The organism is Azospirillum sp. HJ39, from assembly GCF_041507355.1.
In the GTDB taxonomy this organism is placed as follows: domain Bacteria; phylum Pseudomonadota; class Alphaproteobacteria; order Azospirillales; family Azospirillaceae; genus Azospirillum; species Azospirillum thiophilum.
Window position 1 is genome coordinate 738013 of record NZ_CP167912.1, and the last position, 22669, is coordinate 760681.

The following is a 22669-nucleotide window of genomic DNA, read 5'->3' on the forward strand; positions in this document are numbered from 1 at the left end:
TCACGCGCCTGTCACGGGCTTGGCGTAAGACAGGCCACCTCACCGCTGCTCCCACGGAGACGACAGAGATGAAGGCGTTCCTCGCCACCCTCGCCACGGTCCTGACCCTTGCCCTCGGCCATACCGCGCAGGCGGACGGCGCAAGCGGGAAGCTGGTGCTCTACACCTCGCAGCTGGAGCCGGACGCCCGCCAGACGGTGGAGGCCTTCAAGGCGAAGAACCCCGGCGTCGAGGTGGAATGGATCCGCAACGGCACCACCGAGCTGATGAACAAGCTGCGCGCCGAGTTCACCGCCGGTGCCCCGCAGCCCGACCTGCTGCTGATCGCCGACGCGGTGACGATGGAATCGCTGAAGGCGGAAAAGCGGCTGCAGCCCTATGCCGGCGCCCCCGTTTCCGGCTACCGCCCCGGCACGCACGATGCGCAGGGCTATTGGTTCGGCACCAAGCTGATCACCACCGGCATCGTCTACAACACCGCCGCCACGATGAAGCCGGCCTCCTGGCAGGATCTGCTGAAGCCGGAGGCCAAGGGCAGCACGGTGATGCCGAGCCCGCTCTATTCGGGGGCCGCCGCCATCCACATGGCGTCGATCAAGGCGCAGCCGGCGCTGGGCATGGCCTATTACGAGGCGTTGCACCGCAACGGCGTCACCGCCGCCAAGGGCAACGGCGGCATCCTGAAGGACGTGGCCGGCGGTGCCAAGCTCTACGGCATGATCGTCGACTACCTGCCGATCCGCGAGAACCTGAAGGGCGCCCCCGTCGCCTTCGTCTTCCCCACGGAGGGCGTCAGCGCGGTCAGCGAGCCGGTGGCGATCCTCAGCACCGCCCGGAACCCGGCGGCAGCCAAGGCCTTCATCGACTTCCTGCTGAGCCGCGAGGGGCAGGAGCTGGCCTCCGCCCAGGGCTTCCTGCCGGCCCTGCCGGGGGTGAACCCGCCGCCGGGCTTCCCCGATCCGGCGGCCATCACCCTGATGCCCTACGACCCCGCCAAGGCGCTGGCCGAGGATGAGGCCAACAAGCGCGCCTTCGCCGACCTGTTCGGCGGGTGAGAAGGGTGGATGCGGACTGGAAGAATCCCCTCTCCCCCCCGGGGAGAGGGTTAGGGTGAGGGGGGTGCGTTGCAGGGCTCTTCAAGAATCGCGCGCCCCGATCCTCCTGTGAAAATCCGACCTGTGCGTCCCCCTCATCCCGCCCCTCTCCCCGGGGGGGAGAGGGGGATTACCCCGTGCGGTCGAAGGACGGCACAGGACTTCCTGCGCACCCTGCCCGGCTGGCCGGTGCTGGTCGGGCTTCTGGTGCTTCTGCCGATGCTGCGCCTGCTGTGGGAGGCCGGCGACCCGGCGGTGCTGGGCCGCGTGCTCGACAGCCCCGCGACATGGCGGGCGACCGCCAACAGCATCGCCATCGCGGCGGGCGCCACGCTGGCGGCGGGGCTGCTCGGCGGACCCTTCGCCCTGCTGGCCGGGCTGACCGACCTGCGCGGCCGGACGGCGCTGAGCTTCGCCCTGATCCTGCCGCTGATGATCCCGCCGCAGATCGTGGCGATGGCCTGGACCCATCTGGCCGGCTCGGGAAGCCCTCTGCTGCGGCCGCTGGGGCTGGCCCCGCCGGTCGGCACTGCCAATCCGGTGCAATCGTCCGCCGGCATGGTGCTGGTGATGGGGATCGAACATGCGCCGCTGGTCTTCCTCGCCCTGCGCGCCGCCCTCCGCGCGGTTCCCGGCGACATGCTGGAGGCGGCGCGGGCGTCGGGAGCCGGCCCGTGGCGCGCGGTGCGCGGCGTGGTGTTGCCGCTCTGCCTGCCCGGCCTGATCGCCGGGCTGGCCATGGCCTTCGTCGCGGCGCTGGGGAATTTCGGCGTCCCCGCCCTGCTCGGCGTGCCGGCCGGCATCCCGATGCTGCCGACGCTGATCTACCGGCGGCTTGCCGGCTTCGGCCCGTCCGCCCTGCCGGAGGTGGCGGTGCTGGCCGCCCTGATCGGCATCGTCGCCTGCCTGGGCATCGCGGCGCAGACGGTCCTGCAGGCCCGCGTCGCCAGCCGCCTGCCCGGCGGCGCCCGGCCGCTCGCCCCCCTGCCGCTCGGCCGTGCCCGCCCGGCGGTGGAGGCACTGGCCTGGGGCCTGCTGATCCTGCTGGTCGCGGCGCCGCTGGCCGCCCTGCTGGCGACCAGCCTGGTGCGCGTCTACGGCCTGCCCATCGGCCTCGGAACGCTGACGCTGGCCCATTACCGGGAGGTGCTGGCGCTCGATCAGGTCGGGCGGGCCTTCGCCAACTCGGTGCTGCTGTCGGGGTCGGCGGCGGTGCTGCTCGGGCTGCTGGCGGTCCCGTTCGCCCATGCCATGGCCCGCACCGGCAAGGCCGGCCGCATCGCCCGCGCCGTCGGCGTGCTGGTCGAGCTGCCGCACGCGGTGCCGGGCGTCGTGCTGGGCATCGGCTGCATCCTGCTGTTCCTGAAGCCGTTTCCCGGGCTCGGGTTCGGCATCTACGGCACGCTGTGGATCATCCTGGCGGCATATCTGGTCCGCTTCCTGCCACTGGCCCTGCGCCCGGTGCAGGCCGCCTGCGCCGCGCTCGACCCGGCGGTGGAGGAGGCGGCCCGCGCGCTCGGCGCAGGTCCGCTCCGCCGCCTGCTGACCGTGGTGGCCCCATTGGTCGCCCCAGCGGCCGCGGCCGGCGGCCTGCTGGTCTTCCTCACCGCCTTCAACGAGCTGACCGTTTCCATCCTGCTGTGGTCGCAGGGCCGCGAGACGCTGGGCGTCGTCGTCTATGCGCTGGAGGAGGGCGGCAGCCCGACGCTGGGCGCCGCGCTCGGCGTCATAGCCATCCTGGTCGTGCTGGCCGCCATGCTCGCCGCCGGGGCGCTGGGCCGCCGCCTGCCGCCGGGCGTCATCCCGTGGCGCGATTGAACCCCATCAAGTCAGACCTGCCGCCCGGCGCACCGCCTCCAGCACCGCCAGCACATCGCGCGCCTGTTCCGCCGTGACGGGCGGCGGCTCCCCGTCCAGGATCGCGGCGGCAACCCCGCGATAGAAGGCAGGATAGTCGCCGCGCAGGGTTTCCACCCGGCGCTCCGTCCCGTCGGCCCGGACCAGCAGGGCATGGTTTCCCGGATCGTCCAGGCCCCAATCCGGCCCGGCCGGCATGCGGCCTGCGCGCAGAGCCTCCTCCTGCCCGTCCATGCCGTGCTTGAGGAAGCTGCCGCCGTCGCCATGCAGCTGGAAACGCGGCCCCGGCCGGCAGACCACCGTCCCGCAATGCAGGATCGCCCGCATCGGGCCATAGCCGAGAACGATGTGGAACCAGTCGTCGACCTGCGCGTCCGGCCGCTGGGCGCCGACATCGGCAAGGATGCGGTCCGGCATGCCGAACAGGGTCAGCGCCTGATCGATCAGATGGGCGCCCAGGTCGAACAGCACCCCCGACCCGGCCAGCGTCCGCTCGCGCCAGCCCTGCTTGATCTGCGGCCGGAAACGGTCGAAATGCGCCTCATAGTGATAGGGCCGGCCGACCGCGCCGCTGTCCAGACAGTCGCGCAGGGTCAGGAAATCGTTGTCCCAGCGCCGGTTGTGGAAGACGGTCAGCAGCAGCCCCTGCCGCCGGGCCAGTTCGATCAGTTCGTCGGCCTCCGCGACGGTGGTCGCCATCGGCTTGTCGATCACCACATGCTTGCCGGCCAGCAGGGCGGCGCGGGCCAAGGGAGCATGGCTGGTGTTGGGGGTCGCGATCACCACGAGGTCGATGGACGGATCGGCGATCACCGCATCCGCCGTCGCTGCCTGCGCGCCCGACACCACCCGGCGGATGTCGTCGACGCGCGAACTGGCGACCGCCGTCAGGCGCAGGCGCGGTTCGCACAGGATCAGCGGGGCATGGAACACCGATCCGGCAAGGCCGAACCCAAGCAGACCGACAGACAGGCTCTTCATCGTTACGGCTCCCTCCCATCAACAGCGCGGGCGCCGACATCCTCGCCCGGATCGGGCCGAACCGCCAGGAGGCGAACCGGGTCAACCATCGCTCCACCTGTCCATCTGCGCATTCAATTCACAAATGATGTGACAGACGGGGCGGTTTCCAAGCGGCCTGCCGCGCCATATCTCTGCCTTCACGAAATCCGCCGCCCCCGGCCGGCCGACCCATGAGGCCGGCCCATATGATCGGCCACCCAGGCCACCCCATCAGGAGAGACCCGCTTGCTGACAGTAAACACCCATGGCGCTGCGATTCCCGCGCTGGGATTCGGCGTGTTCCGCATGTCGGACGCGGAGGTCGAGACCGTGGTTCCCGCCGCGCTCGAAGCCGGCTTCCGCCATTTCGACACCGCGCAGATTTACCGCAACGAGGCCGCGCTCGGCCGCGCCCTCCAGGCGGCGGGCGCCCGCCGCGACGACCTGTTCCTCACCACGAAGGTTTGGGTCGACCGCTACAGCCCCGACCGCTTCGCCGCCTCGGTCGACGAGAGCCTCGACAAGCTGAAGGTCGACCGGGTCGACCTGCTGCTGCTGCACTGGCCGGCCGATCAGGTCGCCATCCCCGACCAGATCGAGATGCTGAACGCCGTCCAGGCCGCCGGCAAGACCCGCTTCATCGGGGTCAGCAACCAGAACATCGCCCAACTCCGCGAATCGGTGGCACGCAGCTCGGCGCCGATCGTGACCAACCAGATCGAGGTCCACCCCTACCTCGACCAGCGGGCGATGGCGGAAGCGGCCAAGGCGGCCGGCGTGGCGATCACCGCCTATTACGCCATGGCCGACGGCGCGGTGCCGCGCGATCCCGAATTGCAGCGGATCGGCGCCAAATACGGCAAGAACGCCGCGCAGGTCGCCCTGCGCTGGCTGGTCCAGCAAGGCTTCGTCGCGCTGTCCAAGACCGCCCGGCCCGAACGGGTCGCCGAGAACATCGCGATCTTCGATTTCACCCTGGATGACGCCGACATGGCGGCGATAGCCGGTCTTGCCCGTCCGGACGGCCGGCTGGTCAGCCCCGCCGGTCTGGCACCGGCCTGGGACAAGTGAAGACGGCAGGCGCGGGAACCGTCCCGCGCCGCTTCGTTCCCATAGCCCCCTCGAACCGAGGGGAGCATTCGAAGATCGCCCTCCAGGAAGGATGGCCCGGCATCCGGCGCCACAAGAAGGGGTGAGCCCCACCGCTCCCAAAGGGGTAGGCGCAAACCCTCCCGCTCCCCCTTGCTTGCTGCGGCGATAAAAAAAAGGCCATGCCGCCGACCCGGATGGGAAGGGGGCGCTTGCGTCAATTCGATCCTTTGCCGCAGCGGCGATGTCCGCATCTCCGATCGCACGGACATGACGGCGGCAAAACCGCGGCAGCGGGTCAACCGCCCGAGCGATCCGCACGTTGCCGGCAGTAGTACCAAATTATCCAACCTCGACCCACATTCATTCTTTATGGCAATACCCGAAATTTTATAGAATTACTTTTACTTTCCCTGCGATTTTCTGACATGAAAGATCGAGATCCGATGTCGATCGCAAAAATAAGGCCAGAACTCCGTATATATTATAAAAAAAAATCCGAAAAATCTTTCGTAGAGGCTCTCGACAAAATAGGGGTTCTGGTATTTTTATCGCTGCTCTCTTATTCGGTGTTGAGCTATTTTCTTGCCGCAGCGGATGCGCGCTACGGGCAGATGAACCTGCCCAACCAAGCTGCATTCTTTTCCCGTCTTGCGAACGTCGCCGCCGATCTCCCGATCCCCCTGGCACATGCGCTGACCGACGGAAACGTCTTCACCCATGACGCCCTCTATTTCCTGTCCTATTGCCTGCCGCTTGCGATCCCGGTCGCCGCGGCTGCCTGGCTGCTCCGCCGCCTGTCGCGCATCGACGGCCCGGTCACGAAGGAGATGACCGACCGGCTTTTCCTGTGGCCGGTCCTCTTCAGCGCCGCCTGCCTGCCGTCGGTTCCCGTCATGACCCAGGATCTTTGGTTTTCCGCGCTCTGGGGCGACCAGATCATTCACGGGATCAACCCCTACTATGTCCCGTTCACACCCGAGCGGGCCGAAACCTTTCCCTTCGACGACCCGCCGGCGATGATGACCTACGGCCCCCTGTGGGCGGTCGTTTCAGCCTTGGTCATGGCGCTCAGCGGCGGGAATGTCTGGCTGACCGGGCTTCTGTTCAAGCTGATCCAGGCCGGCGCGTGGATCGCCGGCCTGGATATCGTCCGCCGGATCGGCCGGACCGGCGGCGAGGCGACCGCAGCAGCCGGCCTCGTCCTTTTCGGCTGGCTGCCGATCGGCCATATCTACTCGGCCGGCGAAGCCCACAACGACATGGCGATGGTCGTCTTCATGCTGCTGTGGCTGATGCGCCTTCCCCTGGGGGACCGTGCCGGGCCGCTGGCGCTGGCGGCCTCGGCCGCCTGCAAATACACCAGCGCCGTCCTCGTCTCCGTCGACCTTCTGTACCGGCTGCGGATGTCCGGCGGCCGCGGACTGAAGGACAGGCTCGCCTCCTATCTCCTGCGCGGGATTCCGGCGGCGGCCTTCTTCCTCGCCGTCCTCTTCCTCTTCTTTCGCTCTCCCGCCTTCTTCGACGGGGTTCGCGGCATGTCCGGCTGGCAGTGGCTCCAGCCGGTCGACATGGTCCGGGTGGCCGAAAGGCTGCTCGGCCTCGACCTTGCCCCCTTGCGCTGGCTCGTCCGCGGCGCCTTCGCCGCCTTCGCCCTTTGGACGCTGGCGATCCTGTATCGGCGACCCGTCGCAGGGAATGCCTGGAAGGCCGCCACCGCCGTGATGGCGGCGGTGGTGTTCAGCGTCTCGACCCATATGTGGCCCTGGTTCATGCTTTGGGTCCTGGCGCCGGCCGCCCTCGTTCCGTCCTGGTGGTTCTCGCGCTGGATCTTCGCCGTCGCGGCGCTGGCCCCCTTCGCGATCGTTCCCTTCTGGCGCTACGAGACGGGGCTCGACCCTTTCCTCACCAAGACCCTGCCCGCCCTGCCCCTCTATCTGGGCGCAACCCTCGCCGCGATCTGGATGCTGGACCGCAAGGACCGGATCGCGGTCGGTGCCTGGGCGGCGGCGCTCCCGCAACGGCTGCGCCTCGCCCGCCTGCTCCGCTTCTGACCGACCGGATCAGCGGTTCGGACAACGGTTCCGATCACTCGTTTGGATCGACGGTTCAGCCCTTGCCCGGGAGCGACTTCATGCTGATGCCGAATTCACCGCCGGCCCGAGACAGAAGCCTGGACGTCGTCCGCGTCACCGCCCTCGCATTCATGGTGGCGGCCCATTGGGGACGTGCGCTGCCGGATTCCTACCATCTCGTCAACGTCCTGCAATTCCTCTTCGAAGTGGCGCCGGTGCTGTTCTTCTTCGCCTTCGGAATGACCCTGGACCGCTTCCTGCGAAAACCCCTCGGCCAGCGGATCGAAAGCCACCTGAAGCTGTTCATCCTCGCCGTGATCCACAGCCTGTATGGGCAGCAGACACCGCTTTCCAGCGATTTCTTCATGTTCCTGTTCGCCGCCAGGCTTCTGTTCGACATCCACTCCCAGATCAGCGCCGCCAGCCGCGTTCTGGTCGCCGCCTTTCTCCTTGCGCTCTGCGGCGCATGGGTCCTCCTGCCGCTTTCGGTCGCCTACGGCTTCTTCATGCCCTCGTTTCCGGGATGGTTCCCCGTCTTCCCCTGGATCCTCTTCGTTGCGGCCGGCCGGATATACTCCCATCGTCGGCGGGATCCCCGCACCGTCGCCGTCGCCATGCTCGGACTGTCCCTCCCGCTCTTCGACATCTTCGTCCTCGGCCGCAGCCTGTCGAAATGGCCGCTGTCGCCGGACTATGCCCTGCTCTTCACCAGCGCCACCGCCCTGGCCTTCACCATCCTCGACCGCATCCGCTGGCCGGCCTTCCTGCCGTGGCGGACCATCGAGCTGCTGTCGGGAAACCTGCTGCTGGCGACCGCCCTGCATTATGTCGCCGTGGCAGCGGTGACTGCGGCCCACGGTGAACTCGCCCCGCTGCTGGCAGAGTCGGTTTCCGGACGATACCTGGCGCCCGCCTTCAGCCTGGAATACATCGCCATGGCGGCGGTGGCCGTCTTCATCCTGATCGCGCTGGTTCGCGGAGCCGTGGCCGCCGCCGGCTGGCTCGACGGCCGGGGCATCCTGGGCACGCTCAACGGCCTGTTCCCGGCCATCGCGGTGATCGGCATCGTTCTCTATGCCGGATCGCTCCATCTCGATGCCGGCATGCGCGAAGCCGGGCTTCCCCTTCTATGCTGCGTGGCCCTCCTGATGGCCTACAAGCGGGCGTGACCGGAGCCGCGGCTTGCCCCCCTCGTCCGCCGGCCGGCCGTCAGCCCGCCTGCCGCTCCACCCAGGCGGCGGCACCGGCCGGAGAGCGGAACTCGGACACGGCGCGCACCGCCAGGTCGGGATGGCGGTCGCGGGCCATCCGCGCCAGCGCGTCGCCGGGTCCGATCTCCAGCAGCACGCGGCAGCCCATCTCCCGCAATCCGTCGAGGCAGGCGGCCCAGGCCACCGTTTCCGTCATCTGCCGGGTCAGCGCCGAGATTGCCCGCTCGCGCGTGAAGGCCGCCGAGCCGTCGATGCCGGCCAGCACCGGAACGGACGGTGCCCGCAGCCCGCCGGCCGCCAGCACCCGCCCGAACTCCGCCGCCGCCGGGGCCATGCGGCGGGTGTGGGAGGCCACGTCCACCGGCAGCGGCGTGAGCGAGGCGCCCAGCGCCAGCAGCACCGGCCCGAAGGCGGCCAGCGCCGTCCGGCGCCCACCGATCACCAGCCGGTCGGCACCGTTGTCGATCGCCACATCGATGGCCGCATCCATGGCGATGCCGGCATCCTGCTCCCGGCACAACGCTTCCAGCCGCGACCGGTCGAGCCCGCGCACCGCCAGCAGCCCGCCCGGCTCCGTGTCGGCGCGGTCCATCGCCTGCGCCCGCCTTTGCGCCAGCGCCAGCAGGTCGCCGAGGTCGAGCGCATCGGCGACATGGTAGGCGGACAACTCCCCCAGACTGTAGCCGGCGACCGCCCGCACCGGTGGCAGGCGGGACCGCAGGGCCGCCCAGGTCGCCGCCTGCACCGCGCAGAGCAGCGGCTGGGCGACGGCGTTGCGCCGCATCTCCACCTCCGGCCCGGTGGCGACGATCCGCGGATCCCAGCCGAGCACCGCGAGGGCGCCGTCCAGCACCGCCTGCGCCGCCGGCTCCGCGCGCAGTCCGTCGAGCATGCCCGGCCCCTGCGCGCCCTGGCCGGAACAGAGAATGCCGAGACTCATCCCGCCCCCTCCCGCAGGCCATGGACGAACCGCGCCGCTGCCAACATGTCGGCGCTGCCGCCGGGAGACAGGCGGCGGAGGACGCAGGCACGGTGCAGGGCCAGCGCCTCGTCCCGCCACTCCGCCCGGAACACCCCGCCGCGGTCGAGGAATCGCCGCGCCCCGGCCTGGACGAAGGCCAGCCCGGCCGGACCGCCGCGATGCAGCAGGTTGGTGTCCTCCAGCACGGCCATCAGCGAGAACAGGGCCTGCACCGATGCCCGCTCCGGATCGGCGCCCGCCGCCAGTGCGCGGTCGAGCGCCGGCAGCGCGACCTCGAACAGGGTTGGGAAGCCGTCGGCCGCCTCCTGCCGGGCACCGCGCGCGCCATAGCGCGTCACCGCCTGCACGCCATGACTGTCGGGCGCCTGCGGAGCCGCCGCCAGGATGTCGGCACCCCACAGCGCCGCCGCCGTCGCACCCAGGGCGTTCCCGCGCAGCGTCCGCCCCCGCCGCATCCGCCAGCCCGCCGCCGCGGCGAGAAGGCCGAGCCCGAACACCGCCCCGCGGTGGGTGTTGACCCCGTTGGTGGCCGCCAGCATGCGCCGTTCGGCAGCGATACCGAGCTCGCGCAGGGTGGCGAAGTCCGCACCCTCCGCCCCGGCCGCGGCGATGGCGCGGAAATAGCCGCGCAGCGCGAACAGGCTGCGCAGGAAGGTGCCCATGTCCATGTCGTCATGGCTGCCGCTGTCGAGCGGGCTGACCAGCCCCGGCTTCGGATGCAGCGCCAGCTCGGCATGGAGCGCGCGGACCGCCGCCCGCCCGATGGCGCCGGCCAGGGGGGGGGCCGGAGCAGCGCTCGGGCCGGTTTCATGCGCAGCGATCCGTGGACGGGTGGCAGTGCGGATCATGCGGCCCGCCCGTTCGCGAACAGAGCCAGCACCGCCGCGGTGTCATACAGGCCGACCTCCGCCGCTCCCTTCACCAGAAGCCGGGCCGGCCGGCCGGCCAGTTCGCGCCACGCCACCGCCGCCCCGTCGGGCAGCAGGATTTCTCCATCCAGGCGCGGACCGGCACCATGGGAAGCGCCATCGACCTCCGCCAGCAGCCCCAGCAGCCGGTCCAGCCCGGTCCGGCACTGTGGAGCAAACAGCAGGTCGACGTCGGACTCCGCCCGGACATAGCCCAGCCCGGTGCGGTGCTGCCACGCCAGCGACCCGTACACCGCCGCCGGCATACCCAGCGCGCCCGACCGCCGGGCCAGTTCCGCCAGCGGCGCCCGCCACGACGCAGGGGCCGACTCCAGCGCCTCGGCCAGCGGCACCGGCCCCATCCGCCCCGCCACAGCGTCGGCCGCCACATGGACAGCGATCCGCCGCTTGTCCGGCGTCGCGAGCCCGAGCCGCACCCCGTCCGCCCCGTCGCCCGGCCGGCGCCGCGCGACCACCAGCGGCAGACCCCGGCCGCACCAGTCCTCGACCTCCGTCCGCGCCGCGTCGGCCAGGGGGGAGCGCAGGCCGCCGGCCCACCCTTCCCCCAGCAGGACCCAGTGATGGCGGGGCCACGGCGTTTCCTCGGGGGAGTCCTCGGGCTCGTCCTCAGGCTGCATCGTGGCGCACCCGGTCGGCCACTATGCGGGCCATCAGCCGCCCGCCCCGCTCCTCGCCCAGCGCGCGGCGCGGATCGCCGTCGGTCGGGGCCGCCAGCGCCTCGGAGAGGCAGGCGGCAAGGTCGCCGTCCCACAGCGCCGCGATGGCGCCCATGCGGCGGTAGTTCTCCACCCCCGGCGCGAAGACCGGCGAGGCGGCGCTCAGCTCCGTCAGCCGTTCCAACGGGATCTTGGTGACGCGCGCCATCGCCGGCAGGTTCATCACCCGGATTTCCGCATCCGGCAGGGCATAGCAGCGGTCGGCCAGCAGGCTGGTGGCGAGGAAGCCGCCGCTGACCGCCTGCCCGTAGACCAGCCCGAGCACCCGGTGGCCGCTGCGCCGGGCGAGGTCGATGCATTTGGCGAGATGCGCCATGTAGCCGTTGATCCCCAGCAGTTCGTCGCGGTGGCTCAGGCGCTGGCCCTGGGTGTCGACCAGCAGCAGGATCGGCCGGCCGGGATGGCTGCGCACCACCTCCAGCACTGCCCCGGCCATGCGGAAGGCCAGCTCGATGCCGATGGGCGCGTTGTCCAGCGTGCCGACCACCGCCACGTCGTTGCCATAGGCACGGCCGTCGCCCTGGAAATAAACCCCGTCGACGGCGACACCGTGCCCGTCCGGGAACAGGCGGTCGAGAAGCGTGGTGACGTCCATGGCTCAGGCCCTCCGGTATCGTACGGTGTCGAGGAACTCCGCGGTGTCGAGGATCGGCAGCCGCTCCGGCTCCTCCACCCCCAGCCGCGCCCAGATGTCGAGCGCGTCGCGGCAGTCGCCGAACCGCTCCAGCCTCCGGCCCAGATCGCCATGCTCCGCCTCCAGTGCGGCCAGCGACAGGTCCGGCGTGAGGTCGAGCAGCGCCAGCGCCGCCGCGCGGAAGGCGGCGACATCGTCCTCCACCAGCGTTGCGGCCTCGCCCAGCAGATAGCGGTGCTTGCCGCCGACGGTGCGCCAGACCAGCGCCCGGTCGCGGCTGTCGAACTCCTCCACCCCCATGGTGGTCTCGATCACCTCGGGACCGGACAGGCCGAGCCGCCCTTCCTCGCTCATCGCCACGGCGTCGCACAGGCGGGCGACGATGCCCATGCCGCCGAAGCAGCCGAAGGTGCCGCCGTCCAGCACGATCACCGGAATGCCGGCGGCACGCACCGCCAGCACGGCCCGCATCACCTCCGACACCGCGATCAGCCCGGCATTCGCCTCATGCAGCCGCACGCCGCCGGACTCAGCCAGCAGCAGCACGCCGTCCGGCCGCTCGTCCAGCGCCCGCTCCAGCAGGCCGGTCAGCTTGGCGCCATGCACCTCGCCCACCGCCCCGCCCATGAAGCCGCCTTCCTGTGCGGCGACCAGCACCCGCCGGCCCTCCAGCCGCCCGGTCCCGACCACGATTCCATCGTCGAAGGCGGCCGGGGTGCCGAGTTGCCGTAGGTGCGGGCTGACCACCCGCTCTACCGGCGGCAGGATCTCGACGAAGCTGCCGGGGTCGAGCAGGCCGAGCAGCCGCCCCCGCGCGCTGTCCTCGTAATAGCTGCGGCTTGCGGTGCTTCCGGGAATGGCTTGGCTCATGGCTTGGCTCCTCCGGCGAATTCCTCCAGCGCCTGGTCCAGCCGCAGGCCGACCACGGCCGGCGTCGCGCCGACATCGTTGATCGAGATGCGCAGGTCGGCCAGCGGGTGGCGGGCGAAGACGTCGTCCATCACCGCCTGCCAGGTGGCGCCGAAGCCGACCGCCGCCGTCAGGATTTCGATCCGGCACAGCCCGCCGAGCGGCACCGGCTCGACCAGCACCTCCAGATTGCCGGAACCGACGACGCCAACCAGGACGGGCGCCGGCGGGGAGGCCAGGGCACGGCCGCCACGATATTCGAAGGTCAGGGATTCCATGATCGGGCTCACCAGTTGCGGAAGCGCTTGGGCGGGTCGTAGAGGCCGCCGGATGCGCGCACGAGATCCTTGATCGACCGGGCGGCCAGCAGGTCGCGGGTGGCCATCCGCTTGTCGATGCCCAGATCCTCCGGCCGGCGGATGATGCCGCGGTCGCGCAAGTCCTCCACCATGCGCCGGTCGCGCCCGCGCCCGACCGGCGTGTATCCCGCGACGCCGCGGATCGCCTGTTCGCGCTCCTCGACGGTGCGGCAGAGCAGCAGGTTGGCGATGCCCTCCTCGGTCAGGACATGGGTCACGTCATCGCCATAGATCATCACCGGCGGCAGCTCCATGCCGGCACTCTCGGCCAGTTCCCAGGCGTCGAGCCGCTCGACGAAGGCCGGCTGCATATGCTCGCGGAAGGTCTCGACCATCTGGACCACCAGCTTGCGGCCGCGCGGCATCCCTCCGCCATCGCCTCCCGCCTCCCGCCCCGCCCGCAGCCAGGCCGGGCTGGCATGGCGGCGGCCGCGGGCGTCCGCGCCCATGTTCGGCGCCCCGCCGAAGCCGGCGATCCGCCCCAGCGTCGCGGTCGAGCTGTTGCCGGCGAGATCCATCTGCAGCGTCGAGCCGATGAACAGGTCGCAGGCGTAATGGCCGGCCGCCTGGCACAGCGCGCGGTTGGACCGCATGCTGCCGTCGGCCCCGGTGAAGAACACGTCGGGCCGGGCCCGGATGTAGTTCTCCATCCCCATTTCAGAGCCGAAGGAATGGACGCTCTCAACGAAGCCGGCCTCGATGGCGGGGATCAGGGCCGGATGCGGGTTCAGCGCCCAGTGCCTGCAGATCTTCCCCTTCAGCCCCAGGGAGTCGGCATAGGTCGGCAGCAGAAGCTCGATCGCCGCCGTGTCGAAGCCGATGCCATGGTTCAGCCGCTGCACGCCATATTCCGCATAGATGCCCTTGATGGCCATCATCGCCATCAGCACCTGGATTTCCGAGATCTGTGCCGGATCGCGGGTGAACAGCGGCTCGATATAATGCGGCGTCGGGCTCTGGATCACGAAATCGACCCAGCCGCCGGGAATGTCGACGCGCGGCACCGCATCCACCAGCTCGTTCACCTGGGCGATGACGATGCCGCGCTTAAAGGCGGTCGCCTCGACGATGACCGGCGTGTCCTCGGTGTTCGGCCCGGTATACAGATTGCCGGCTGCGTCGGCCGATTGTGCGGCGACCAGGCTGACCCGCGGGGTCAGATCGACGAAATAGCGGCCGAACAGCTCCAGATAGGTGTGGATGGCGCCGACCGCGATCCGCCCGTCCGCCACCATGCGCGCCAGCCGTGCGCCCTGCGGGCCGGAAAAGGAGAAGTCCAGCTTCGACGCGATCCCGCGCTCGAACACGTCCAGATGTTCGGGCAGGGCCAGCACCGACTGCACCATGTGCAGGCCGTTCACCCGCGCCGGATCCACGGACGCCAGCGCACGCGCCAGGAAATCCGCCTGCTTCTGGTTGTTGCCCTCCAGACAGACGCGGTCGCCGGGCTCCAGCACGGTTTCCAGCAGCACGCGGGCGTCGGCAGCGGCCACGCGCTTTCCGTTGGCGAGATGGGCGGCACGGGCAAGCCGTGCCTCACGGTTGCGCCCCTGCATGTTCCAGTCGCGCATCGCCGTCAGCGTCCGCGGTGCCGGACGGACGGGCAGAGCTGCCCATCGGACTGGCGGTGAACCTGTTCGGACATGCTGTCCCTCCCTCATATCCGGTGACGTGATCCGGCGACGGCCCCGGAGATGGGACGATCTCGCCGGCAGGAAGCTTGCCGTATCCCGTTCGTCGTCGAAAGGGCAAATTTGAATACACGATGAAAATTCTTCGGGTCAAATAATACGTATTGCCCTCATTTCAGATTATCCGTATACGGATATGGCACTGACAATCATTATGGCAAGCAATTTGCTGCCCGCAGGAATCCCGATGGCCGGTCGTCCCGACGCCTGCACCGGAAGCCGCCCACAGGCCGGGACCGGGCCATCCGCCAAGCCACACGCCCCACACGGGCTGATCAACGGAAGAGGAGAAGGAGCATGGTCGTCTATGGTGTCGCCCTGCTGTCGGCCTGCATGCTCGTCGGCATGGTGGTCGGCGATCTGCTGGGGAGCCTGATCGGGGTCAAGGCGAATGTCGGCGGCGTCGGCATCGCCATGCTGCTGCTGATCCTGTCCACCGATCATCTGCGCCGGACCCTGCGGCTGGACGTGCCGGCGCAGCAGGGCATCGGCTTCTGGAGCGCCATGTACATCCCCATCGTCGTCGCCATGGCCGCCCAGCAGGACGTGGTTGCGGCGGTGAAGGGCGGGCCTGCCGCCCTGCTCGCCGGGGTGCTGGCGGTGGTCCTGAGCTTCGCGCTGGTCCCGGTGATCGCCCGCATCGGCCAGCCCGCATCGTCGCGGCGCGAGGCGGCACCCGGCGCCGCCCTGCCCCTGAAGAGCGGGGAGTGACCGCGATGTTCGACATCCTGTCCAGCGTGATGAGCAAGAACGGTCTGGTGACCGCCTTCGCCATCGTCGGAGCCACCATCTGGCTCTCCTACTGGCTGTCCCGCACCTTCACGCGCGGCCGCCTGCACGGCTCCGCCATCGCCATCATGCTCGGCCTTCTGCTGGCCTATGCCGGCGGCGTCGCCACCGGCGGGCACAACGGGGTCGCCGACATCAAGCTGCTGTCGGGCATCGGCATCATGGGCGGCGCGATGCTGCGCGATTTCGCCATCGTCTCCACCGCCTTCGGCGTCAGCTTCGGCGAAATCCGCCAGGCCGGCCTCAGCGGCGTGGTATCGCTGTTCACCGGCGTCCTGCTGTCCTTCGTGGTCGGGGCGGCGGTCGCGCTGGCCTTCGGCTATTCCGACCCGGTCAGCATGACCACCATCGGCGCCGGGGCGGTCACCTACATCGTCGGCCCGGTCACCGGCGCGGCATTGGGGGCGAGCTCCGACGTGATGGCGCTCAGCATCGCCGCCGGTCTGGTGAAGTCGGTGCTGGTGATGATCGGCACGCCGTTCATTGCTCCCTTCATCGGATTGGACAACCCTCGCAGCGCCATGGTGTTCGGCGGGCTGATGGGCACCACCAGCGGCGTGGCCGGCGGGCTGGCCGCGACCGATCCCAAGCTCGTGCCCTACGGCGCGATGACGGCGACCTTCTACACCGGGCTCGGCTGCCTGATGGGACCGTCGATCCTGTTCCTCGCCACCCGCGCCGTGATGGGCGGCTGAACCGGCGGCGGGCGAACCGGCAACCCTTCCACCGGCCGCCCGGCCTGTCTATCCTGCCCGCGACCGAACAGGTTTCCCCGGACCGGGCACAAGCCCGGCCCCGGGGGAAACCTGCCGAGACGCCGGAGGCATGCCCGTGGACCAGTTCGACCCCCAACCCGCCCCGACCGGGACCGACGTCGTTTTGGAGGAGAAAGGGCTGCTGTCCGACCTGATCCGCGTGGCGCTGGCCGACGAGATCGCGACCGGCCGCCTCAAGCCCGGCACGCCGCTCGACGAACAGCAGATCGGCCAGCGCTTCGGCGCGTCCCGCACCCCGGTGCGCGAGGCCCTACGCCAGCTCGCCACCACCGGCATGGTGGAGGTCCGGCCGCGGCGCGGCGTGGTCGTCGCCACCATGACCGCCGAGCGGATCATGGACATGTTCGAGATGACGGCGGAGATGGAGGCGATGTGCGTCCGCCTCGCCACCTACCGCATCACGCCGGTCGAGCGCAGCCGGCTCCAGACCATGCACGAATCCTCGGCCGCCATGGTGCAGGGCGGCGACCTCGGCGCCTACGACGATTTCAACCGCCGCTTCCACGAGGCGATCTACCACGCCACCCACAACCAGTTCATGGCGGAACAGGCGGTCGGCGTGCGCGCCCGCCTCGCCGCCTTCCGCCGCACCCAGCTGCGCCACGGCGACCGTCTGGCGACCTCGCATGCCGAGCATGGCGCCATCCTCGCCGCCATGGCCCGCGGCGATGGCGACGAGGCCGCCCGCTGCATGCGCGCCCATATGCTGAACGCCAGCTGCGCATTGACCAGCTACATCCAGGAGATGGAGCTGGAATAGGGGGAGGAGGCCCCGGGTCTTTCACCCATCTTTCGGCGAGCGGCTATTGGCCGGCCGCCCGGCGCCACCACCTGAAGGGGCGACTTGCCGGGCCAACCCGCTCATCGGAGGATCGTGATGCGCAACACCCTGACCCTGTCGGCCGCCGCCCTTCTGGCCGCACTGGCGTCTCCCGCACCCGCCATGGCACAGGCGCAGCCGGGCGCGGGCAAGACGGTCAGGACCGTCTCCACCAGCGCCGGGCCGGTGGCCGTCAGCCGGGTCGCCGACGGGCTGGAGCGGCCCTGGGGCATCGATTTCCTGCCCGATGGCCGGGCATTGGTGACGGAGAAACCGGGACGGCTGCGCCTCCTGGCGCGCGACGGCTCGCTGTCGGCACCGCTGGCCGGGACGCCGAAGGTCTTCGCCCAGGGCCAGGGCGGGCTGATGGACGTGGCGGTCGACCCGCAATTCGCACAGAACCGGACGATCTACCTGTCCTTCGCCGAACCGGGGGAGAAGGGGACCGCCGGCACGGCGCTGGGGCGCGGGACGCTGACCGACGGCGGGATCGAGAATTTCCAGGTGATCTTCCGGCAGGCGCCCAAGGTGACCGGCGGCAACCATTTCGGCAACCGCATCGTCTTCGCTCCCGACGGCCACATCTTCCTGACCTTGGGCGAGCGCAACCTGTTCGACCCGGCGCAGGACCGCGCGGTCACGCTGGGCAAGGTGGTCCGGCTGAACCGCGACGGCTCGATCCCTGCGGACAACCCCTTCGCCGGGAACGCCAGGGCGGCCGGGGCCATCTGGTCCTACGGCCATCGCAACATCGAGGCGGCGGCCATCGACCCGCGCACCGGCAGCCTGTGGGTCGCGGAGATGGGGCCGAAGGGCGGCGACGAGCTGAACCGGCCGGAAGCCGGCAGGAATTACGGCTGGCCGGTGGTGAGCTGGGGCAACCATTACGACGGCCGCGACATCCCCGACCCGCCGACCCGCAGGGACTTGACCGATGCGGTGATCCACTGGACGCCGGTGATCTCGCCGTCCGGCATGCTGTTCTACGGCGGCGCGCTGTTTCCCGACTGGCGGGGCAGTGCGCTGATCGGCGGCCTCGGCGCCAAGGGACTGGTGCGGGTCGCCATCGATGGGACCGGCGCGAAGGAGGTGGAGCGCATTCCGCTCGACGCCCGCATCCGCGATGTGGCACAGGGACCGGACGACGCCCTCTACGTCATCACCGACGCCGCCGACGGCGCGGTCTTGCGATTGGCGCCGGCGAAATAACGCCACTGGGACCTGGGGCATGAGAATCCGCGATTATCAACCGTCTGACGCGCCGCTGCTGGCGGCGCTCTACAGCCGCTCCGTCCTCGCCATCGGGCCGCGCTTCTACACGCCGGAACAGGTGGCGGCCTGGGCGGCGCAGGCGCCGACGGTGGAGCGGATCCGGCAGGCCTACACCGACGGCCGCGTCGCGCTGGTCGCGGCGGACGACGACGACCGGCCGCTGGCCTTCAGCGACGTCGAGCCCGACGGGCACATCAACTTCCTCTATTGCGCGCCGGAGGCGGCGGGCCGGGGCGTGGTGTCGGCCCTGATCGACGAGCTGGAGGCGCGGGCCGTCGCGCTCGGCTATCCATACCTGCATGTCGAGGCGAGCGAAGCGGCGCGGCCCGTCTTCCTGCGCCGCGGCTTCACGCTGCTGGCACGGCGGGATCTGCGGATCGGGACGGTGCCGATCCACAACTACGCGATGGAGAAACGGCTGGGAGAAGCGGCTGGGGTGACGCGAGGGGTTGCCCCCTCCCCCGCTTCCGGCTGACAAGCGGGAAAGGCGGGAGGGAGCCGAAGACCCTGCCCTTACCGTTCGATTTCCTTGTTCCAGCGCTGGTTCCAGTCCGGGCGCTTCTCGTTGATCACATCCCAGTCCACCGTCACGGCGGTCTTCATGTAGCCCTGGAACCTGTTCATGTCGTCGGCGACGTCGGCGGGGGCGGCGACCTTGGTGTTGGACGGGATCTGCGCGCCATATTGCAGGGCGGCCAGCTGGGCCTCCTGGCTCAGCAGATAGGCCGCGAGCTTCTGGGCGGCCTCGTTGTCGGGGTTCTTGGCGACGACGCATTCGCCGACCATCAGCACGACGGAGCCTTCCTTGGGCTGGACATACTCCACCGGGATGCCCTTGGCCTTCAGCGTGCCGACACCGGTCGGGGTGAGCGGGAAGATGGCCGCTTCGCCGGTCTGCACCATCTCGGCGATCTTGGCCGAGCTGGGGATGTATTCCAGCACGTTCGGGCCGATGGTCTTGCGCCAGGTGGTGAAGCCCGGATCGACGTTGGTCTCGCTGCCGCCCTTGATGCGGTTGTACATCAGGAAGGCGTGCAGGCCGAAGGAGCTGCTGGCGGCCGACTGGACGACGATCTTGCCCTTGTACTTGGCATCGGCGAGATCGAGCCAGCTGGTCGGCGGCGCCCAGCCCTTCTCCGCGAACATCGCCTTGTTATAGGCCAGCCCGGTCATGCCCATGTTGACGCCGACCGCCATGTCGCCCTTCATGCGCGAGGACGGGTAGACCTCGTTCAGCACCGGCGAGGGCTCCATCTTCTGGCACAGCCCCATGCCGATGGCACGGTACATCAGCCCGTCGTCGAGGAAGACGACGTGCATCTGCGGGTTGTCCTTCTGCGCCTGCAGCTTGGCGAGAATGTCCGACGAGGTGCCGGGGACCACCACCACCTTGATGCCGGTCGCCTTCTCGAAGGCCGGGAAGACATGCTCGGTGTAGGTCTTCTCCATCGTGCCGCCGTTCATGCCGATATAGACCGTCTTGGTCTGGGCGGCGGCGGGGGTGGCGAGCGCCGCGGCGGCGGCGATGGCAACCGTGGCGAGACCGGTGAGCGACAGGGAACGCAAGGTGGGCATGCACGTCCTCCAATGGGCCAGGGGATGAAGTCTTAGGCGGTAGGCGGGAAACGGTCGATGCGGAACGGCTCCAGCGGCATGGCCGTGGTGCCGGTGGTGACAAGCTCTGCCAGCGTCTGGCCGACGCCGGGGCCGATCTGGAAGCCGGCGCCGGAGAAGCCGAAGGCGTGGAACAGGCCGGGCGTGGTGCGGCTGGGGCCGATGACCGGGTTGCGGTCGGGCGTGTAGCCCTCCACCCCGGTCCAGCAGCGAATGACGTGGGCGTGGCGCAGCTGCGGGAACAGCTCGGCCGCGTCCTGCATCAGCGTCATCACGGCGTGGCGCTGCGGCCGGGCGCGGTCGGCGTCCAGCGCGAATCCGCGCCCGCCGCCCACCACCATGTTGCCGCGCGGCACCTGCCGGCCATAGACGCCACCACCCTCGACCCCGATGTTGACGTCGAGGAAGCGGGGCAGCGGTTCCGTCACCGCCATGTTGGGATGCAGCGATTCCAGCGGAACGGTTTCACCGAACGCCTCCGCCACCCGCCGCGACCAGGCGCCGGCGGTGTTGAGCAGGAAGCGCGCCCGCACCTCCAGCGCGTCGCCGGCCAGCAGGACGAAGCGGTCGCCGTCCTTCTCCACCCGGTCGACCGGCGTCTGTTCGCGCACATCCGCCCCCAAGGCCGCAGCGGCACGGGCGAAGGCGGGGGAGACGAGGCGCGGGTTGGCATGCCCGTCCTCCGGGCAGAGCGAGCCGCCGACCGCCCGGTCGCCCAGCGCCGGCCAGCGCCGGCGGAATTCCGCGCCGGCGACGATCTCCAGCCCCAGGCCGAATCCCCCGGTGCGCTCGCGGTAGGCGATCAGCGAGTCCAGGTCGGCGTCGCTGCGCGCCAGCTTCAGATGGCCGGAGCGGATGTATTCGGCGTCGGTGCCCAGCAGTTCGGGCAGCCGGCCCCAGATGGCATGGGCGCGCTGGGACAGCGGCAGCTGCTCCAGCGGGCGGCCCTGACGGCGCACGCCGCCGAAATTCACGCCGCTCGCCTTGGCGCCGCACCAGTCGCGCTCCAGCAGCGTCACCGACAGCCCTGCCTGCCGCAGGAACAGCGCCGCCGAGCCGCCGACGATCCCGCCGCCGACGATGGCGACGTCGCAGTCGATCCTCTCGCGCATCACGCGACCTCCCTGCCGCTGGAGCCCTCTCCCCGGGGGGGAGAGGGGACGACCGTCGCGATGGGCAGCGGCTTGATCGGCGGCTGCGCACGCAGGCGCCCCACCCCGTCGGGTCCGGTGCCGAGCGCGCGGGACAGCAGTTCCGCCGCGGTGGCGCCGCACATGCGGCCCTGGCAGCGGCCCATGCCGGTGCGGGTCAGCGCCTTGGCCCGGTTCAGTTCGCGCGCCTGCCCGTTGCGGGCGACGTCGCGCAGCACACCGGCGGTGACGCCCTCGCAACGGCAGATCATGGTGTCGTCGGCGATGGAATCCGCCCAGTCGTCCGGGAAGGGGAAGGCGGCATCAAGGGTCCGGCGGAAGGCGGCGATGCCGGCCAGCCTGCGGTCCAGCTCCCGCATCCGCGCCGCGTCCACCGTCTGGCCGAGATCCTCCAGCAGCGACAGCGCCGCGCGCTCGCCCGCCAGTTCGGCCGCATCGGCTCCGGCGATGCCGCTGCCGTCGCCGGCCAGATAGACCCCGGCGACCGAACTGCGCCCGGCGGCATCCCGCTCCGGCAGCCACGCGCGGTCGGCGGCGTCGAAGCGGAAGCGGCAACCGGCCAGATCGGCCAGCTGGGTTTCCGACCGCAGCCCCAGCCCGAAGGCGACGGCGTCGCAGGATGTGCAGTGCTCCCGCCCCTTGCCATCGCGCCAGACCAGCGCCTCGACCCGTTCGGCTCCTTCGGCCCGCACCGGGCGGACTCCGTTGCGGACCGGCACGCCATGGGCACGCAGCTTGGCGACGAACAGCAGCCCCTTGGCAAGGGTCGCCGGATCGCGCAGCATGCCGATGGTGGCGCGGGACTGGACGCCGAAGGGCGTGGTGTCGAAGACGCCGGCCACCTCGACCCCGGCCTTCATGTATTGGTAGGCCACCAGATAGAGCAGCGGCCCGGTGCCGAGGAAGGCGACCCGCCGGCCGATGGCGCAGCCCTGGAACTTCAGCGCCACCTGCGACCCGCCCAGCGTGTACACGCCGGGCAGCGTCCAGCCCGGGAAGGGCAGCACGCGGTCGGTGGCGCCGGTCGCCAGGATCAGATGGCTGAAGGGCAGCGTCGCGCTCACCCCCTCGCACAGCAGGTCGAGCGCGCCGGCCTCGCAATTCCACGCCAGCGTGCGCGGGCGGTAGTCGACGCGGTCGCGGATCGCCGCCATGGCGCGGTGGACCGCATCGGCCTTCCCCGCCTCGAAACCGTAGAGAGCCTTCTTCGGCCGGGTGAATCCCCCGTCCGGCGGCTGGCGGTAGATCTGCCCGCCCCAGCGCGCCGCCTCGTCGATCACCACCGGACGCAGGCCGGCAGCGACCAGCCGTTCCGCCGCGCGGATGCCGGCCGGGCCGGCGCCGACGATGACGGGAGCCAAACCAGTCGAAGGAAGCCGGGCGGTCACGACGTCCACTCCCCGTCGCTCAGCAGGCGCATGCCGTCGGCGATGAAGGTTCCGCAGGCGCGCAGGCGTTCGCCCTCCTCCGTCCGCACCCAGCAATCCTGGCAGGCGCCCATCATGCAGAAGCCGGCACGCGGCGCGTCCGCGAACTCCGACCGCCGCAGCCGCTCGCCGTTGGTGAGCATGGCGGTCATGACGGTGTCGCCCTCCAACGCCTCCACCGGGCGCCCGTCGAGGGTGAAGCGGACCACGCGCCGGCCCTGTTCGGCCACACGCTGCAGCAAAGCCATGATGACTGGTCTCCGGAGAGAGGA

The 22669-nt window shown here is 70.4% G+C and carries 22 protein-coding genes; 10 read left to right on the forward strand and 12 right to left on the reverse strand.

Translation table 11 applies throughout. The features are described 5' to 3' along the window. Positions 1-68 precede the first annotated feature (68 nt). Both ABMY26_RS30780 and ABMY26_RS30785 read left to right on the forward strand, forming a co-directional pair. Positions 69-1055 (forward strand): ABC transporter substrate-binding protein, encoded by a 987-nt coding sequence (locus tag ABMY26_RS30780; protein ID WP_372399311.1) that lies wholly within the window; start codon positions 69-71, stop codon positions 1053-1055. A gap of 228 nt (positions 1056-1283) precedes the next feature. Beyond that, positions 1284-2912: an ABC transporter permease gene (locus tag ABMY26_RS30785; RefSeq protein WP_372399312.1), complete on the forward strand. Its 1629-nt coding sequence runs from the start codon at positions 1284-1286 to the stop codon at positions 2910-2912. A 6-nt stretch (positions 2913-2918) separates the two neighbouring features. Here ABMY26_RS30785 and ABMY26_RS30790 read toward each other — a convergent pair whose 3' ends face one another. Then, positions 2919-3932, reverse strand: a complete 1014-nt coding sequence (locus tag ABMY26_RS30790; RefSeq protein ID WP_372399313.1) for an oxidoreductase — start codon at positions 3930-3932, stop codon at positions 2919-2921. A 267-nt stretch (positions 3933-4199) separates the two neighbouring features. Between ABMY26_RS30790 and ABMY26_RS30795 the strand changes: the two genes are divergently transcribed. From ABMY26_RS30795 to ABMY26_RS30805, 3 genes are all read left to right on the forward strand, one after another. After that, positions 4200-5024, forward strand: a complete 825-nt coding sequence (locus ABMY26_RS30795; protein ID WP_372399314.1) for an aldo/keto reductase — start codon at positions 4200-4202, stop codon at positions 5022-5024. Between the two features lie 590 nt (positions 5025-5614). Further along, on the forward strand, positions 5615-7096 hold the full coding sequence (locus ABMY26_RS30800) for a hypothetical protein (RefSeq protein ID WP_372399315.1): 1482 nt from the start codon (positions 5615-5617) through the stop codon (positions 7094-7096). 80 nt (positions 7097-7176) lie between these two features. After that, positions 7177-8286: a hypothetical protein gene (locus ABMY26_RS30805; RefSeq protein ID WP_372399316.1), complete on the forward strand. Its 1110-nt coding sequence runs from the start codon at positions 7177-7179 to the stop codon at positions 8284-8286. Positions 8287-8326: 40 nt separating this feature from the next. Here the strand turns inward: ABMY26_RS30805 and ABMY26_RS30810 are convergent, their stop codons facing one another. Genes ABMY26_RS30810 through mdcA form a run of 7 tightly spaced genes read right to left on the reverse strand, consistent with a single transcriptional unit; the run spans position 8327 to position 14428 of the window. Then, positions 8327-9268 (reverse strand): ACP S-malonyltransferase, encoded by a 942-nt coding sequence (locus ABMY26_RS30810; protein WP_372399317.1) that lies wholly within the window; start codon positions 9266-9268, stop codon positions 8327-8329. After that, entirely contained in the window at positions 9265-10158 is an 894-nt protein-coding gene (gene mdcB / locus ABMY26_RS30815) for a triphosphoribosyl-dephospho-CoA synthase MdcB (RefSeq protein WP_372399318.1), read from the reverse strand. The genes ABMY26_RS30810 and mdcB overlap by 4 nt, the downstream gene beginning before the upstream one ends. Further along, positions 10155-10856, reverse strand: a complete 702-nt coding sequence (gene mdcG / locus ABMY26_RS30820; RefSeq protein ID WP_372399319.1) for a malonate decarboxylase holo-[acyl-carrier-protein] synthase — start codon at positions 10854-10856, stop codon at positions 10155-10157. Before mdcG ends, mdcB begins: the two co-directional genes overlap by 4 nt. Next, entirely contained in the window at positions 10846-11550 is a 705-nt protein-coding gene (gene mdcE, locus ABMY26_RS30825) for a biotin-independent malonate decarboxylase subunit gamma (protein WP_372399320.1), read from the reverse strand. Before mdcE ends, mdcG begins: the two co-directional genes overlap by 11 nt. Positions 11551-11553: 3 nt before the next feature. Continuing rightward, positions 11554-12459 (reverse strand): biotin-independent malonate decarboxylase subunit beta, encoded by a 906-nt coding sequence (locus ABMY26_RS30830; protein WP_372399321.1) that lies wholly within the window; start codon positions 12457-12459, stop codon positions 11554-11556. Beyond that, positions 12456-12776 carry a malonate decarboxylase acyl carrier protein gene (gene mdcC / locus ABMY26_RS30835; protein ID WP_372399322.1) on the reverse strand — a complete coding sequence of 107 codons (321 nt, stop codon included), beginning with the start codon at positions 12774-12776 and terminating at the stop codon, positions 12456-12458. The genes ABMY26_RS30830 and mdcC overlap by 4 nt, the downstream gene beginning before the upstream one ends. A gap of 8 nt (positions 12777-12784) precedes the next feature. Continuing rightward, positions 12785-14428: a malonate decarboxylase subunit alpha gene (gene mdcA / locus ABMY26_RS30840; protein WP_372399323.1), complete on the reverse strand. Its 1644-nt coding sequence runs from the start codon at positions 14426-14428 to the stop codon at positions 12785-12787. A gap of 417 nt (positions 14429-14845) precedes the next feature. Here mdcA and madL point away from each other — a divergent pair, with 417 nt between their 5' ends. The 5 genes from madL (at position 14846) to ABMY26_RS30865 (ending at position 18680) form a co-directional block, all read left to right on the forward strand. After that, a complete protein-coding gene (gene madL / locus ABMY26_RS30845) occupies positions 14846-15259 on the forward strand; it encodes a malonate transporter subunit MadL (protein ID WP_372399324.1) in 414 nt (137 codons plus the stop codon). Positions 15260-15264: 5 nt separating this feature from the next. Then, positions 15265-16032, forward strand: coding sequence for a malonate transporter subunit MadM (gene madM / locus ABMY26_RS30850; protein WP_372399745.1), 768 nt, complete (start codon positions 15265-15267; stop codon positions 16030-16032). Positions 16033-16168: 136 nt separating this feature from the next. After that, on the forward strand, positions 16169-16873 hold the full coding sequence (locus ABMY26_RS30855; protein WP_372399325.1) for a GntR family transcriptional regulator: 705 nt from the start codon (positions 16169-16171) through the stop codon (positions 16871-16873). Between the two features lie 117 nt (positions 16874-16990). Next, entirely contained in the window at positions 16991-18142 is a 1152-nt protein-coding gene (locus tag ABMY26_RS30860) for a PQQ-dependent sugar dehydrogenase (protein ID WP_372399326.1), read from the forward strand. 19 nt (positions 18143-18161) lie between these two features. Further along, on the forward strand, positions 18162-18680 hold the full coding sequence (locus ABMY26_RS30865) for a GNAT family N-acetyltransferase (protein WP_372399327.1): 519 nt from the start codon (positions 18162-18164) through the stop codon (positions 18678-18680). Positions 18681-18718: 38 nt separating this feature from the next. Here the strand turns inward: ABMY26_RS30865 and ABMY26_RS30870 are convergent, their stop codons facing one another. Genes ABMY26_RS30870 through ABMY26_RS30885 form a run of 4 tightly spaced genes read right to left on the reverse strand, consistent with a single transcriptional unit; the run spans position 18719 to position 22645 of the window. Next, the gene (locus ABMY26_RS30870) at positions 18719-19780 is read right to left on the reverse strand and encodes an ABC transporter substrate-binding protein (protein WP_372399328.1); all 1062 of its coding nucleotides are present in this window, start codon (positions 19778-19780) and stop codon (positions 18719-18721) included. A 32-nt stretch (positions 19781-19812) separates the two neighbouring features. After that, positions 19813-20931: an NAD(P)/FAD-dependent oxidoreductase gene (locus ABMY26_RS30875; protein WP_372399329.1), complete on the reverse strand. Its 1119-nt coding sequence runs from the start codon at positions 20929-20931 to the stop codon at positions 19813-19815. Then, positions 20931-22367 (reverse strand): FAD-dependent oxidoreductase, encoded by a 1437-nt coding sequence (locus tag ABMY26_RS30880; protein WP_372399330.1) that lies wholly within the window; start codon positions 22365-22367, stop codon positions 20931-20933. Before ABMY26_RS30880 ends, ABMY26_RS30875 begins: the two co-directional genes overlap by 1 nt. After that, positions 22355-22645, reverse strand: a complete 291-nt coding sequence (locus tag ABMY26_RS30885; RefSeq protein ID WP_372399331.1) for a (2Fe-2S)-binding protein — start codon at positions 22643-22645, stop codon at positions 22355-22357. Before ABMY26_RS30885 ends, ABMY26_RS30880 begins: the two co-directional genes overlap by 13 nt. Positions 22646-22669 lie beyond the last annotated feature (24 nt).